The sequence below is a fragment of the Kitasatospora sp. NPDC058048 genome, assembly GCF_042885555.1.
In the GTDB taxonomy this organism is placed as follows: domain Bacteria; phylum Actinomycetota; class Actinomycetes; order Streptomycetales; family Streptomycetaceae; genus Kitasatospora; species Kitasatospora lactacystinica.
Genome location: NZ_JBHVRT010000027.1, coordinates 84,394 through 98,444, shown reverse-complemented (window position 1 = coordinate 98,444; position 14,051 = coordinate 84,394). Strand labels below are relative to the sequence as shown.

The window sequence follows — 14,051 nt, the reverse complement described above, 5'->3', positions numbered from 1 at the left end:
CCCGCCGGGTTCGCGACGCCGGAGCACGCACCTCGCCGCGTTGTCGTCGGTCGCCAATGCTCCGCAGTGACTTCCTCCTCCGCCTTGCGATGCACGCACTCCAACGCCGCGCCCTGACCCGACGCGAATTGTCAGACACGCCCTAAGCTGACCGGCGTCCGAACGGGGAGGGGCGCGGAAGATGACCGACAGCGTGCTCAACGTGGTGCTCGGCCTGGTGGCCAGTGCGATCAGCGCTGTCCTCGGCTGGCTGGCCCAGGTGCTGCGGCGGCGCCGCAAGGTCGAACGGGTGCGGGCGTTCTTCGGACTGCCGAGCGGCAGCGATTGCCTGATCGTGGTGCCGCGCAGCATCGGTACGGGCTCGCACGCGCACACCGTGACCCGGCGCGACGCCTACGCGCTGATGTGGCTGGCCGGGCTGGTCGAGGAGTGCGGGGCGCGTCCCGAACTGGTCGCCCACGACGCCGCGCACCGCGGCCTGGGCGCCAAGACCGAGCTGTGCCTGGGCGGTCCGGTCAGCAACGAGCGGATGGCCGCGCACCTGGCCTGGGCCCTGCCCGGCGTGCTCGTCACCTCCGGGCCGGGTCCCGGCAGCAACGTGATCGTGGTGGGCGAGCGCGACTACACCGCCGACCGCGACCAGACGCACGCCCTGCTCGCCCGGATCTCCACCCCGGACGGCGGCCGCCCGGTGTTCCTGGTCGCCGGCCAGACCGGCGTCGCCAACCAGGCCGGGGTGCGCCACCTGGTCGCGCACCACCGCGAACTCGCCCGGAGGTACGGGCAGGACGGCACCTTCGCGCTCGTCCTGCGGGTGGTCAATCCGGAGGCGTACGGGCCGGACATGGTCGAGGTGGCGGCCGACGTGACGGCCGAGGCGCTGCAGCGGCCGGGTGCCCGCTCAGGCGCCGCTTGAGCGGTCCGCGCGAGACTGTGGCCGATGCCACCTCCCCGCCACGCCGCCGACCGGTCACCCGCCGTGGCCCCGCCCGATCCGGGCGGACCGGCGCCGACCTGCGGCGTCGTCCACGGGGCCGCGGAAGGGGCCGGAAAAGCCATCACCGAGCGTGTGGGATAGTTCACAACCCGGGGCTACTCGCCGGTACTGCCCAGGAATCCATAAACTCAACGAGGTTCAAGAAGGGAGCCACAGTGCGCAAGGTGCTCATCGCCAACCGCGGGGAAATCGCCGTCCGCGTCGCCAGGGCCTGCTCGGACGCCGGTATCGCCAGCGTCGCCGTCTACGCCGAGCCGGACCGGGATGCGCTGCACGTCCGCGCGGCCGACGAGGCTTACGCGCTGGGCGGTGACACCCCCGCTACCAGCTACCTGGACATCGCCAAGGTCCTCAAGGCGGCCGCCGACTCCGGCGCCGACGCCGTCCACCCCGGCTACGGGTTCCTGTCGGAGAACGCCGACTTCGCCCAGGCCGTCCTCGACGCGGGTCTGATCTGGATCGGCCCGCCGCCGCAGGCCATCCGCGACCTCGGCGACAAGGTGACCGCCCGGCACGTCGCCCAGCGGGCCGGTGCCCCGCTGGTGGCCGGCACGCCGGACCCGGTCTCGGGCGCCGACGAGGTCGTCGTCTTCGCCCGGGAGCACGGCCTGCCGGTCGCCATCAAGGCGGCCTTCGGCGGTGGCGGCCGCGGCCTCAAGGTCGCCCGCACGCTGGAGGAGATCCCCGAGCTGTACGAGTCCGCGGTGCGCGAGGCCGTCGCCGCCTTCGGCCGCGGCGAGTGCTTCGTCGAGCGCTACCTGGACAACCCGCGGCACGTGGAGACCCAGTGCCTGGCCGACAAGCACGGCAACGTGGTGGTCGTCTCCACCCGTGACTGCTCGCTGCAGCGCCGCCACCAGAAGCTCGTCGAGGAGGCGCCCGCGCCGTTCCTGACCGCCGAGCAGAACGCCGAGCTGTACCGGGCGTCCAAGGCCATCCTGAAGGAGGCCGGCTACGAGGGCGCCGGGACCTGCGAGTTCCTGGTCGCCCTGGACGGCACGATCTCCTTCCTGGAGGTCAACACCCGTCTCCAGGTGGAGCACCCGGTCACCGAGGAGGTCACCGGCCTCGACCTGGTCCGCGAGATGTTCCGGATCGCCGACGGTGAGGAGCTCGGCTACGGCGACCCCGAGGTGCGCGGCCACTCCTTCGAGTTCCGCATCAACGGCGAGGACCCGGGCCGCAACTTCCTGCCCGCGCCCGGCACCGTGACGCTGTTCGCCCCGCCGTCCGGCCCGGGCGTGCGCCTGGACTCCGGCGTGGAGACCGGCTCGGTCATCGGCCCGGCCTGGGACTCGCTGCTGGCCAAGCTGGTCGTCACCGGCCGCGACCGCAAGCAGGCCCTGGAGCGGGCCCGCCGCGCGCTGGCCGAGTTCAAGGTGGAGGGCATGGCCACCGCCATCCCGTTCCACCGGGCGGCCGTCGTCGACCCGGCGTTCGCGCCGGAGGTGCACGGCAGCGACGAGCCGTTCAAGGTCTTCACCCGGTGGATCGAGACCGAGTTCGACAACACCATCCCGCCGTTCGCCGGCGCGGCCGGTGACGGCGAGGAGGCCGAGACCCGGGAGACCGTGGTGGTCGAGGTCGGCGGCAAGCGGATCGAGGTCTCGCTGCCGTCCTCGCTGGGCGTCGCGACGGCCCCGGCGGCCGGTGCGGCGGGTGCCGCCAAGGCAAAGCGCCGGGTGGGCGCCAAGAAGGCCGGTTCGGCCGTCAGCGGCGACACCCTGGCCTCGCCGATGCAGGGCACCATCGTCAAGGTCGCCGTGGAGGAGGGCCAGGTCGTCGCCGAGGGCGAGCTGATCGTGGTCCTGGAGGCGATGAAGATGGAGCAGCCGCTGAACGCCCACAAGGCGGGCACCGTCTCCGGTCTCAAGGCCGAGGTGGGCGCGAGCGTCAGCAGCGGCGCCGCGCTCTGCGAGATCAAGGACTGACGCCGCCGCGGGAGGCACCGTCCCCCCGGACCGGTCCGTACGCCCTTCGGGGGCGTGCGGACCGGTCGCGTTTCCGGGGCCCGCCGGTCGCGTCCCGCGGGCTCCCCGCGGGCTCAGCGCCCGCGCGGCAGCCCCAGCTCGGCCAACCGGGTCGGCATGCCGCCCGGGCCGACCGGTCCGCCGTGCGCGCCGGGGCGGCGCTGGCCGGGCAGCGGGGCGCCGCCGGGGGGCGGGCCGCCGCGGCGGGCCATCGGGCCGGGCTGGGTCTGGTGCACCGGGCCGCTGCCGGTGCCGTGCACCGGGGCGTCGCCGCTCGGGCCCGCGCCCAGCGGGGCCAGGTCGACCTGCACCCCGCAGTCGGCGAGCGCGTCCAGTTCGCGGACGGTGGCGTCGTCCGCGGTGGCCTGCTCGTCGGTGACCAGCCGGGTGATGGTCTCGGTGGCGACGGTCTGGAACATGCCGGCCGCGCCGAGCTTGGTGTGGTCGGCGAGGACGATCACCTCGGCGGCCGCCAGCACCATGGCCCGGTCCACGCTCGCGGACAGCATGTTCGCCGTCGACAGCCCGCGCTCGGCCGTCAGCCCGCTGCCGGAGATGAAGGCCTTGGTGACCCTCAGCCCCTGCAGGGACTGCTCCGCGCCGCTGCCCACCAGCGCGTAGTTGGAGCCGCGCAGGGTGCCGCCGGTCATCACCACTTCGACCCGGTTGGCGTGCGCCAGCGCCTGGGCAACCAGCAGCGAGTTGGTGACCACCGTCAGCCCGGGCACCCGGGCCAGTCTGCGGGCCAGCTCCTGGGTGGTGGTGCCGGCGCCGACCACCACCGCGTCGCCCTCCTCCACCAGGCCGGCGGCGAGGTCCGCGATGGCGCTCTTCTCCGCCGCGGACAGGTGGGTCTTCTGCGGGTATCCGGGTTCGCGGCTGAAGCCGCCGGGGAGCACCGCGCCGCCGTGCCGGCGGTCGAGGAGCCCTTCTGCCTCCAGCGCCCGCACGTCACGGCGCACGGTCACTTCGGAGGTCTGGACGACGCGGGCCAATTCCCGGAGCGAGACGGCTCCGTTGGCGCGCACCATTTCGAGGATCAACTGGCGACGTTCTGCTGCAAACACAGAACCGACGGTAACCTGCGTGACCGTCTGCTTTCAGGCGTTTGCAGCTAGTAGCGGGAATTGCTCACGCACGAGCGGCGCGTGACCGTAGAATACGCGCCGCCCATGCCCCCGGAACCGCGCCCGCCGTCCGGGTGACGGCCATGCCCGCACGAAGGGCGGCCGCCGATCGGCGACCGCCCTCAACTGTGCGCCGGACGCTCAGGATTCGCCGTCGGCCCGCTTGCGGATGTGCAGCTGCCGGGCGGCCTCGGCGGTCGAACCGGAGACGGACGGGTAGACGGTGAAGGCGCTGGCCACCTGTTCGACCGTCAGATTGGCGTCCACCGCGAGCGAGATCGAGTGGATCAGCTCGCTGGCCCGCGGGGCGACGACCACGCCGCCGACCACGATGCCGGTGCCCGGGCGGCAGAACAGCTTCACAAAGCCGTCCCGGATGCCCTGCATCTTCGCCCGCGGGTTGCCGCGCAGCGGGAGCTTGACCACGACGGCGTCCATCTTGCCGCACTCCACGTCGGCCGCCGTGTAGCCGACGGTGGCGATCTCCGGGTCGGTGAAGACGTTGGACGCCACGGTCTTGAGGTTCAGCGGCTGCACCGCGTCGCCGAGCGCGTGGTACATCGCGATCCGGCCCTGCATGGCCGCCACCGAGGCGAGCATGAAGACGCCGGTGCAGTCGCCGGCCGCGTACACGCCGGGGGCGCTGGTGCGGGAGACCCGGTCGACCTGGATCTGGCCCCAGTCGTTGAGCTTGACCCCGGCCTCCTCCAGGCCCATCTCGGAGGTGTTGGGGATCGAGCCGACCGCCATCAGGCAGTGGGTGCCCTCGATCACCTTGCCGTCGGCCAGCATGACCTCGACCCGGTCGCCGATCCGCTTGACGCTCTCGGCGCGCGAGCGGCCCATCACGTTCATGCCGCGGCGGCGGAAGACGTCCTCCAGCACCTCGGCGGCGTCCGGGTCCTCGCCCGGCAGCACCCGGTCGCGGCTGGAGACCAGGGTCACCTTGGAGCCGAGCGCCTGGTAGGCGCCGGCGAACTCGGCGCCGGTCACGCCGGAGCCGACCACGATCAGCTCGCGGGGCAGCTCCTCCAGGTCGTACACCTGGGTCCAGGTGAGGATCCGCTCGCCGTCCGGCTGGGCGTCCGGCAGCTCGCGCGGGTGGGCGCCGGTGGCGATCAGCACGGCGTCGGCGCGCAGCGTCTGCACGGTGCCGTCGGGCGCGTCCACCAGCACCTCGCGGGAGCCGTCCGCGGCCTGCCCGCCGGTGCCGAGCCGGCCGCGGCCGCGCAGCACGGTGACGCCGGCCCGGGTGACGGACTGGGTGATGTCGTGGGACTGCGCGATGGCCAGGCGCTTCACACGGCGGTTGACCTTGCCCAGGTCCACGCCGATGACCCGGGCCGCCTGCTCGACCGGCGGAGTGTCGTCCGCGACCAGGATGCCCAGTTCCTCGTACGAGCTGTCGAAGGTGGTCATCACCTCCGCGGTCGCGATCAGGGTCTTCGACGGAACGCAGTCCGTGAGCACCGCCGATCCGCCCAGACCGTCGCGGTCGACGACGGTCACCTCCGCGCCGAGCTGAGCGGCCACCAGCGCCGCCTCGTAGCCGCCGGGTCCGCCACCGATGATCACGATCCGAGTCACGCTCCCCATTGTCCCGCACGCCGGGACGGCCGCCACGCCGGGGTCCGGGCTCCCGTACGTTCGTCCAGTAGCCCCGGCCCGCCCGCCGCCCGGGCTACGCTGGCCCCCATGCCCCTTTACGCCGCGTATGCCACCAACCTCGATGCCCGGCAGATGACCCGCCGAGCCCCGCACTCCCCACTGCGCGGCACGGGGTGGCTAGCCGGTTGGCGGCTCACCTTCGGCGGCGAGCAGCTCGGCTGGGAAGGCTCGCTGGCCACCGTGGTCGAGGACGAGAAGGACCAGGTCTTCGTCTCGCTGTACGACGTCGCGCCGATGGACGAGGAGGGCCTGGACCGCTGGGAGGGCGTCCAGCTCGGCATCTACCGCAAGATCAAGCTGCGCGCGCAGACCCTGGACGGGGACATCCCGGTCTGGACGTACGTGCTCAACGACTACGAGGGCGGCCTGCCCGCGGCCCGCTACCTCGGCCTGATCGCCGACGCCGCGGAGAGCGCCGGCGCCCCGCACGACTACGTGATGGACCTGCGCCGCCGCCCCTGCTGAGGGGTTCCCGGGGCTCCGTGCGCCTGCGGGCCGCGCGCCGGGCGAGCGGGTACGGAGGGTACGGAGCGCCGTCTGTGTGGGAACCGACGAACCGAGTGGCCCGGAACCACCGCCGAGCTGTGTTTTCGGGTCATCCGGGTAACGATCCGGCATGCCGCGGCGGAATTTCTACGCGCGTAGCCGATTCCCGTCTATCCTCGGACCCGTGAACGCTTCTCCTCAGTCGGTCGTCTCCGCCGACCCCTACGCCGCCGCCCAGGCCGCCGCCGAGCGCCTGCGCGAGCTGACCGGTGCCGAGCGGCACGACGTCGCCCTGGTGATGGGCTCCGGCTGGGTGCCGGCCGCCGACGCCCTGGGCGAGACCGTGGCCGAGTTCCCGGTCACCGAGCTCCCTGGCTTCCCCGCCCCCGCCGTCGCCGGCCACGCCGGCACGATCCGCTCGGTGAAGATCGGCGACAAGCGCGCCCTGATCTTCCTCGGCCGCAACCACTACTACGAGGGCCACGGCGTCGCCACCGTCGTCCACGGCGTGCGCACCGCCGCCGCGGCCGGCTGCGGCATCATCGTGCTGACCAACGGCTGCGGCGGTCTGCGCCAGGGCTGGACCCCGGGCCAGCCGGTCCTGATCAGCGACCACATCAACCTGACCGCGGACTCCCCGATCGTCGGCGCCAACTTCGTCGACCTCACCGACCTGTACTCCAAGCGCCTGCGCGCGCTCTGCCGCGAGGTCGACCCGTCCCTGGACGAGGCCGTCTACGTCCAGTTCCGCGGCCCGCACTACGAGACCCCGGCCGAGGTCAACATGGCCCGGGTGATCGGCGGCGAGCTGGTCGGCATGTCCACCACCCTGGAGGCCATCGCCGCCCGCGAGGCCGGCGCCGAGGTGCTCGGCATCTCCCTGGTCACCAACCTGGCCGCCGGCATGACCGGCGAGCCGCTCAACCACGCCGAGGTGCTGGAGGCCGGCAAGGCCTCCGCCGAGCGCATGGGCGAACTGCTGGCGAAGGTCCTTGAGCGGATCTGACGCCCACCAGGCGCAGAATCATGACCGACGGGGCCCACGGGCGGCGTGATCCGCTGATCACGCCCTCCCGTGGGCCCCGTCCGCATGCGCGACCCCTTTCCTTGCGGAACCCTCCGGTCACAGCGGAAACCCTCCTCCCGATCAACCGCGGAACCTCCGGCCGACACACCGACGCACTCCCGATGGAGCTGGCATGACGCAGGCACTCAACCCCGATCTCCTCGCCCGGGCCCGGACCTGGCTGGCCGAGGACCCCGACCCGCAGACCCGCGAGGAGCTCGCCGCGCTGCTGGCCCTGGCCGAGGGCCCGGAGGCCGAGACCGACGCCAAGCTCGCCTGGTCGGAGCTGGCCGAGCGGTTCTCCGACCGGCTCCAGTTCGGCACCGCCGGCCTGCGCGGCGAACTCGGCGCCGGTCCGATGCGGATGAACCGCGCCGTGGTGATCCGGGCCGCCGCCGGCCTGGTCGCCTACGTCAAGCAGCAGGGCCTGGGCGACCTGGTCGTCATCGGCTACGACGCCCGCCACAAGTCGTACGACTTCGCCCGCGACACCGCCGCCGTGGTGGTCGGCGCCGGCCTGCGCGCCGCGCTGCTGCCGCGCCCGCTGCCGACCCCGGTGCTCGCCTTCGCCGTCCGCCACCTGGGCGCGGCCGCCGGCGTCACCGTCACCGCCAGCCACAACCCGCCGCAGGACAACGGCTACAAGGTCTACCTGGGCGACGGCTCGCAGATCGTCCCGCCGGCCGACGCCGGGATCGCCGCCGAGATCGACGCGATCGGCTCGCTGGACGAGGTCCCGCGCGCCGAGGAGGGCTGGGAGGTGCTCGGCGAGGAGGTCGTCGAGGCCTACCTGACCCGGGCCGTCTCGATCATCGACGAGCACGGCCCGCGCGACCTGGAGGTGGTCTACACCCCGATGCACGGCGTCGGCCGCGACACCCTGGTCGCCGCGTTCCGCCGGGCCGGCTTCCCCGCGCCCACCGTGGTCGCCGAGCAGGCCGAGCCCGACCCGGACTTCCCGACCGTGGCCTTCCCCAACCCGGAGGAGCCGGGGGCGATGGACCTCGCGTTCCGCACCGCCGCCACCGTCGGCCCGGACATCGTGATCGCCAACGACCCGGACGCCGACCGCTGCGCGGTGGCCGTCCCCGCCAACGGCAACGCGGCCGGCGGCGGCGCCGGCGCGGCCGGCTGGCGGATGCTGCGCGGCGACGAGGTCGGCGCGCTGCTCGGCTCGGCCCTGGTCGCGAAGAAGGCCGAGGGCACCTTCGCCACCACCATCGTCTCCGCCACCCTGCTCGGCCGGATCGCCGAGGCGGCGGGGCTGGGCTACGCCGAGACCCTGACCGGCTTCAAGTGGCTCTCCCGCGCCGAGGGCCTGCGCTACGGCTACGAGGAGGCGCTCGGCTACTGCGTCGACCCGCAGGGCGTCCGGGACAAGGACGGCATCACCGCCGCCCTGCTGGTCGCCGAGCTGGCCGCCACGCTCAAGAAGTCCGGCCGCACCCTGTCCGACCTGCTGGACGACCTGGCGCTGGAGCACGGCCTGCACGCCACCGACCAGCTCTCCGTCCGGGTCAAGGACCTCACGCTGATCGCCGACGCGATGCGCCGGCTGCGCGAGCAGCCGCCGACCGTCCTGGCCGGTCTGCGGGTCACCCGCGCCGACGACCTGTCGGCCGGCTCCGCGGACCTGCCGCCCACCGACGGGCTGCGCTACTACCTGGCCGGCGAGGACGTCCGCTCCGCCCGCATCGTGGTCCGCCCCTCGGGCACCGAGCCCAAGCTCAAGTGCTACCTGGAGGTCGTCCTCCCGGTCGCCTCCGCGGCCGACCTCGGTCCCGCCCGCGAGCGCGCCGCCGCCCTCCTCGCCACCGTCAAGCACGACCTCGCCGAGGCCGCCGGCATCACCGTCTGACGTCCGCGCACACGTGAAGGGGCCCGCCGGTCGCGACCGGCGGGCCCCTTCGTGCGGTCGGCGGGGTCAGACCGCGATGACGGTGATCAGCGCGATCAGACCGGCCAGGGTGGGGGCGATGACCCACCAGCACCAGCGGACCTCGACCGGGCCGGCGGCGGAGGGTCGGGCGGCGTTGCGCTCGGCCGTCTCCTGGAGGACGGCGGTGACCTGGTCGGACCAGGCGCGGGTGGGGTCGGGCGAGCCCTGGACGACCGGGTTGGTCCGCTTGGCCATGCCCATCCCCAGACCGGTCCGGGAGGCGTGCTCGGCGGCGCTGGGGCTCTGCGCCCGGGTGGCCCGCTTGCGCTGCCGCAGCGACACCGGCACGGCCCAGAGCTGGAACTTCTTCCCGCCGGCGAGCAGCTCGACCGAGTACCCGGCGCGCAGCGCCTCCACCGAGGCCCACGGCGCGACGACGGTCCGCCACGGGTTGCGCACCACCAGCCGGTCGCGGCCGGCCGTCACGGCCGGGCGCAGCGTGTACGCGATCACCGGGAAGGCGAACACCGGCACCGCCGCGAGCGAGACGTACGGGGTCTTCCCGGTCCCGCTCACCACCGCGTCGCCGATCAGCCAGGCCGCCACGACCAGCAGCAGCACTCCGGAGATCACACCGGGGACAGAGCGGTACACGCGGTCGGCGTACTCGGGCTCCCCGTCGGGGGCGGCGGGGCCCTGGTGGGGCTTGCCGTCGGAATCGGTCATGACGTCGATTCTGCCCCATGCCCCTCGCCCCGAGGTCTCGGTCCGGCCACGAATGACGAGCGCTCTAGCGGTTTGCTACGCGCGTAGATATGCTGCTCTTGTGACTATGTCCACTGTTGCAGCCAATGCCCCCGGCGTTGCGGGCAGCGGCCTTCAGGACGTTGCGGCGTCCGAGGCCTCGCTCCGCCGATTCCTGCACGGCCTGCCCGGCGTCGACCAGGTCGGCCTGGAGGCGCGTGCCGCCGCTCTCGGTACCCGCTCGATCAAGACCACGGCGAAGGCGTACGCCATCGACCTGGCGATCTCGATGATCGACCTGACCACGCTGGAGGGCGCGGACACGGTCGGCAAGGTGCGCGCGCTGTGCGCCAAGGGCAGGACCCCCGACCCGACCGACCCGACCACCCCCCGCGTCGCCGCCATCTGTGTCTACCCGGACATGGTCGCCACCGCGAAGGCCGCCCTGAAGGGCACCGACATCCAGGTCGCCTCGGTGGCCACCGCCTTCCCGGCCGGCCGCGCCGCCCTCCCGGTCAAGCTCGCCGACACCGCCGACGCGGTGGCCGCGGGCGCCGACGAGATCGACATGGTGATCGACCGCGGCGCCTTCCTCTCCGGCCGCTACCTCGACGTCTTCCGCGAGATCACGGCCGTCAAGGAGGCGTGCGAGCGCCCCGACGGCAGCTCCGCCCACCTCAAGGTGATCTTCGAGACCGGCGAGCTCCAGACCTACGACAACGTCCGCCGGGCCTCCTGGCTGGCGATGCTGGCCGGCGCCGACTTCATCAAGACCTCCACCGGCAAGGTCGCCGTCAACGCGACCCCGCCGGTCACCCTGCTGATGCTGGAGGCGGTCCGCGACTTCCGCGCGGCCACCGGCGTCCAGGTCGGCGTCAAGCCCGCCGGCGGCATCCGCACCACCAAGGACGCCATGAAGTACCTGGTGATGGTCAACGAGACCCTCGGTGACGACTGGCTGACCCCGCACTGGTTCCGCTTCGGCGCCTCCAGCCTGCTCAACGACCTGCTGATGCAGCGCCAGAAGCTGGCCACCGGCCGCTACTCCGGCCCCGACTACGTGACGGTGGACTGATCACCATGGCCAAGAAGAAGAACACCGAGGAGCCCGTGGCCAAGCCCGCCGGCGGCCTCTTCGCCTACGCCCCGGCCCCGGAGTCCCCCGCCGCCGCGGGCGACATCGCCACCTCCTACGGCCACTTCATCGGCGGCGAGTTCGTCGACTCCTCCGGCAACGAGGCCCTGAAGACGGTCAACCCGGCCACCGAGCAGGTGCTCGCCGAGTTCGCCCAGGGCACCGAGGAGGACGTGGACCGCGCGGTCGCCGCCGCCCGCAAGGCCTTCGCCGACTGGTCGGCGCTGCCCGGCAGCGAGCGCGCCAAGTACCTGTTCCGGATCGCCCGGATCATCCAGGAGCGCAGCCGCGAGCTGGCCGTGCTGGAGTCGATCGACAACGGCAAGCCGATCCGCGAGACCCGCGACGTCGACCTGCCGCTGGTCGCCGCCCACTTCTTCTACTACGCGGGCTGGGCCGACAAGCTGGACTTCGCCGGCTTCGGCCCGAACCCGAAGCCGCTGGGCGTGGCCGGCCAGGTCATCCCGTGGAACTTCCCGCTGCTGATGCTGGCGTGGAAGATCGCGCCCGCGCTGGCGACCGGCAACACGGTCGTCCTGAAGCCGGCCGAGACCACCCCGCTGACCGCGCTGCGCTTCGCCGAGATCTGCCGCCAGGCCGGTCTGCCGAAGGGCGTCGTCAACATCGTCACCGGTGACGGCCGCACCGGCGCCGCGCTGACCTCCCACCCGGACGTCAACAAGGTCGCGTTCACCGGCTCCACCCCGGTCGGCCGCGCCATCGCCAAGCAGCTGGCCGGCACCCGCAAGAAGCTCTCGCTGGAGCTGGGCGGCAAGGCCGCGAACATCGTCTTCGACGACGCGCCGATCGACCAGGCCGTCGAGGGCATCGTCAACGGCATCTTCTTCAACCAGGGCCACGTCTGCTGCGCGGGTTCGCGCCTGCTGGTCCAGGAGTCGATCCAGGACGAGCTGCTGGACGCCCTGAAGCGCCGGATGACCACCCTGCGGGTCGGCGACCCGCTGGACAAGAACACCGACATCGGCGCCATCAACTCGGCCGAGCAGCTGGCCCGGATCACCGCGCTGACCGAGGCCGGCGAGGCCGAGGGCGCCGAGCGCTGGTCGCCGGCGTGCGAGCTCCCGGGCACCGGCTTCTGGTTCAAGCCGACCCTGTTCACCGGCGTGAGCCAGGCCCACCGGATCGCCCAGGAGGAGATCTTCGGCCCGGTCCTGTCGGTGCTGACCTTCCGCACCCCCGCCGAGGCGGTCGAGAAGGCCAACAACACCCCGTTCGGCCTCTCCGCCGGCATCTGGACGGAGAAGGGCTCGCGCATCCTCTGGATGGCCAACCGGCTCCGGGCCGGCGTGGTCTGGGCCAACACCTTCAACAAGTTCGACCCCACCTCGCCGTTCGGCGGCTACAAGGAGTCGGGCTACGGCCGCGAGGGTGGCCGCCACGGTCTGGAGCCCTACCTGAATGTCGAGGCCTGAGATGTCTGACACGACCTTCCAGCGTCTTGACGTCCTCAAGACCTACAAGCTGTACGTCGGCGGGAAGTTCCCGCGCTCCGAGAGCGGGCGGGTGTACGAGGTGACCGACGCAAAGGGCGAGTGGCTCGCCAACGTCCCGCTGGGCACCCGCAAGGACGCCCGCGACGCCGTCGTGGCCGCCCGCAAGGCGGTCAAGGGCTGGTCCGGCACCACCGCGTACAACCGCGGCCAGGTGCTGTACCGGGTGGCCGAGATGCTCCAGGGCCGGCGCGAGCAGTTCGCCGCCGAGGTGGCCGTCTCCGAGGGCATCGGCCCGAAGAAGGCCGCCGCGCTGGTGGACGCCGCGATCGACCGCTGGGTCTGGTACGCGGGCTGGACCGACAAGGTCGCCCAGATCGCGGGCGGCGCCAACCCGGTCGCCGGGCCGTTCTTCAACATCTCCACCCCGGAGCCGACCGGCGTGGTCGGGATCGTCGCCCCGCAGGCCGGGTACGGGCACTCGCTGCTCGGCCTGGTCTCGGTGATCGCCCCGGCGATCGCCACCGGCAACACGGTCGTGGTCGCGGCCGCCGCGGACGCCCCGCTGCCCGCGCTGTCGCTGGGCGAGGTGCTGGCCACCTCGGACGTCCCGGGCGGCGTGGTCAACATCGTCTCGGGCCGGACGGCGGACATCGCCCCCACCCTGGCCTCGCACCAGGACGTCAACGCGCTGGACCTCACCGGAGCCATCGCCGTCGACGGTCCCGGCGCGCCGCAGCCGCTGGAAGCGGCCGCCGCGGATACCCTGAAGAGGGTAGTCCGTCCGGTGCTGGACCCGTTCGCCCAGGACTGGACCAATGCGCCCGGTACGGACCGGCTACTCTCGTTCCTGGAGACGAAGACGGTCTGGCACCCGATGGGGATCTGACCTCCCCGCTCCGAGTAACAACTCCACAAGCTGGCCGTCCCCAGTGCCCTCACCCCCCCAGGGCCCGGACGGTCATTGGACGGACCCGCGCCTCTCCCCCCCTGGCGCGGGTCCGTCGGCGTTCCCGCGACTTTCGTCGCCGCCCGGGCCGACTTTCGGGGCTCCCGGTCCGTACGCGCCCGGGCCATGATCGTCGGGACGGAACCGGCCGAGGGGGCGCGATGGAAGAACTGGGCGAGCTGATGGCACTCGTCACGGACGGCGTGCTGCGCCGGTGGCGGGTGGCCCGGGCCCGCCGCCGGCTGGCCGCCGGGAAGGCGGTGCGGCTGCCCTGCTCGGCCCGCTCCGACCGGCCCGGCCGACGGCCCGGCTACGTCAACGGGACACTGGGGATCACCCCCGGAGCCGCCACCGCGTGCTTCCGCGCGCGCGGCGCCGACCCGCTCGAACTGCCCGTCGGGGGCACCTTCCACGAACCCGAGCCCGACACCTGGCACGACCAGGACTGGGCCGCCACCGCGTACCGGCCGCCCGGCGGCGGGGAGCCGGTGTACCTCCAGGTGGACAGCCGCTGCCTGCCGATGGTCCGGTCCGCCCTGGCCGGCCCGAAGCCGCGTCAGAAGGTCTGAGCCGACCGGT

The 14,051-nt window shown here is 73.1% G+C and carries 12 protein-coding genes; 9 read left to right on the top strand and 3 right to left on the bottom strand.

Annotated features, from left to right (window positions below):
- Positions 1-181: 181 nt before the first annotated feature.
- The gene (locus ACFVVA_RS26500) at positions 182-916 is read left to right on the top strand and encodes a hypothetical protein (protein ID WP_387693265.1); all 735 of its coding nucleotides are present in this window, start codon (positions 182-184) and stop codon (positions 914-916) included.
- 236 nt (positions 917-1,152) lie between these two features.
- Positions 1,153-2,928, top strand: a complete 1,776-nt coding sequence (locus tag ACFVVA_RS26495; protein ID WP_387693263.1) for an acetyl/propionyl/methylcrotonyl-CoA carboxylase subunit alpha — start codon at positions 1,153-1,155, stop codon at positions 2,926-2,928.
- 113 nt (positions 2,929-3,041) lie between these two features.
- Here the strand turns inward: ACFVVA_RS26495 and ACFVVA_RS26490 are convergent, their stop codons facing one another.
- Together ACFVVA_RS26490 and ACFVVA_RS26485 are read right to left on the bottom strand one after the other, a co-directional pair.
- Positions 3,042-3,998 carry a DeoR/GlpR family DNA-binding transcription regulator gene (locus tag ACFVVA_RS26490; protein WP_380542983.1) on the bottom strand — a complete coding sequence of 319 codons (957 nt, stop codon included), beginning with the start codon at positions 3,996-3,998 and terminating at the stop codon, positions 3,042-3,044.
- 237 nt (positions 3,999-4,235) lie between these two features.
- Positions 4,236-5,690, bottom strand: a complete 1,455-nt coding sequence (locus tag ACFVVA_RS26485) for an NAD(P)H-quinone dehydrogenase (protein ID WP_387693261.1) — start codon at positions 5,688-5,690, stop codon at positions 4,236-4,238.
- A gap of 99 nt (positions 5,691-5,789) precedes the next feature.
- Between ACFVVA_RS26485 and ACFVVA_RS26480 the strand changes: the two genes are divergently transcribed.
- The 3 genes from ACFVVA_RS26480 (at position 5,790) to ACFVVA_RS26470 (ending at position 9,172) form a co-directional block, all read left to right on the top strand.
- A complete protein-coding gene (locus ACFVVA_RS26480; RefSeq protein WP_224284955.1) occupies positions 5,790-6,227 on the top strand; it encodes a gamma-glutamylcyclotransferase in 438 nt (145 codons plus the stop codon).
- 205 nt (positions 6,228-6,432) lie between these two features.
- The gene (locus tag ACFVVA_RS26475; protein ID WP_359906064.1) at positions 6,433-7,254 is read left to right on the top strand and encodes a purine-nucleoside phosphorylase; all 822 of its coding nucleotides are present in this window, start codon (positions 6,433-6,435) and stop codon (positions 7,252-7,254) included.
- 193 nt (positions 7,255-7,447) lie between these two features.
- A complete protein-coding gene (locus tag ACFVVA_RS26470; protein WP_387693259.1) occupies positions 7,448-9,172 on the top strand; it encodes a phospho-sugar mutase in 1,725 nt (574 codons plus the stop codon).
- A gap of 66 nt (positions 9,173-9,238) precedes the next feature.
- Here the strand turns inward: ACFVVA_RS26470 and ACFVVA_RS26465 are convergent, their stop codons facing one another.
- On the bottom strand, positions 9,239-9,919 hold the full coding sequence (locus ACFVVA_RS26465; RefSeq protein ID WP_387693257.1) for a PH domain-containing protein: 681 nt from the start codon (positions 9,917-9,919) through the stop codon (positions 9,239-9,241).
- Positions 9,920-10,025: 106 nt separating this feature from the next.
- On the opposite strand from ACFVVA_RS26465, the gene deoC reads away from it, so the two are divergent.
- From deoC to ACFVVA_RS26445, 4 genes are all read left to right on the top strand, one after another.
- Complete coding sequence (gene deoC / locus ACFVVA_RS26460; protein ID WP_387693255.1) at positions 10,026-11,012, top strand: deoxyribose-phosphate aldolase; 987 nt, start codon at positions 10,026-10,028, stop codon at positions 11,010-11,012.
- Positions 11,013-11,017: 5 nt separating this feature from the next.
- Complete coding sequence (locus ACFVVA_RS26455) at positions 11,018-12,505, top strand: aldehyde dehydrogenase family protein (protein WP_387693253.1); 1,488 nt, start codon at positions 11,018-11,020, stop codon at positions 12,503-12,505.
- Between the two features lies 1 nt (position 12,506).
- A complete protein-coding gene (locus ACFVVA_RS26450) occupies positions 12,507-13,412 on the top strand; it encodes an aldehyde dehydrogenase family protein (protein ID WP_387693251.1) in 906 nt (301 codons plus the stop codon).
- Positions 13,413-13,633: 221 nt separating this feature from the next.
- On the top strand, positions 13,634-14,041 hold the full coding sequence (locus tag ACFVVA_RS26445) for a hypothetical protein (RefSeq protein ID WP_387693249.1): 408 nt from the start codon (positions 13,634-13,636) through the stop codon (positions 14,039-14,041).
- Positions 14,042-14,051 lie beyond the last annotated feature (10 nt).

What these genes read in the sequence shown, in the direction of transcription:
- ACFVVA_RS26480 (WP_224284955.1), top strand. Translation starts at nt 5,790, where the DNA reads ATGCCCCTTTACGCCGCGTATGCCACCAACCTCGATGCCCGGCAGATG.
- ACFVVA_RS26485 (WP_387693261.1), bottom strand. Translation starts at nt 5,690, where the DNA reads ATGGGGAGCGTGACTCGGATCGTGATCATCGGTGGCGGACCCGGCGGC.
- ACFVVA_RS26470 (WP_387693259.1), top strand. Translation starts at nt 7,448, where the DNA reads ATGACGCAGGCACTCAACCCCGATCTCCTCGCCCGGGCCCGGACCTGG.
- ACFVVA_RS26450 (WP_387693251.1), top strand. Translation starts at nt 12,507, where the DNA reads ATGTCTGACACGACCTTCCAGCGTCTTGACGTCCTCAAGACCTACAAG.
- ACFVVA_RS26455 (WP_387693253.1), top strand. Translation starts at nt 11,018, where the DNA reads ATGGCCAAGAAGAAGAACACCGAGGAGCCCGTGGCCAAGCCCGCCGGC.
- ACFVVA_RS26490 (WP_380542983.1), bottom strand. Translation starts at nt 3,998, where the DNA reads ATGGTGCGCGCCAACGGAGCCGTCTCGCTCCGGGAATTGGCCCGCGTC.
- ACFVVA_RS26445 (WP_387693249.1), top strand. Translation starts at nt 13,634, where the DNA reads ATGGAAGAACTGGGCGAGCTGATGGCACTCGTCACGGACGGCGTGCTG.
- deoC (WP_387693255.1), top strand. Translation starts at nt 10,026, where the DNA reads ATGTCCACTGTTGCAGCCAATGCCCCCGGCGTTGCGGGCAGCGGCCTT.
- ACFVVA_RS26500 (WP_387693265.1), top strand. Translation starts at nt 182, where the DNA reads ATGACCGACAGCGTGCTCAACGTGGTGCTCGGCCTGGTGGCCAGTGCG.
- ACFVVA_RS26465 (WP_387693257.1), bottom strand. Translation starts at nt 9,919, where the DNA reads ATGACCGATTCCGACGGCAAGCCCCACCAGGGCCCCGCCGCCCCCGAC.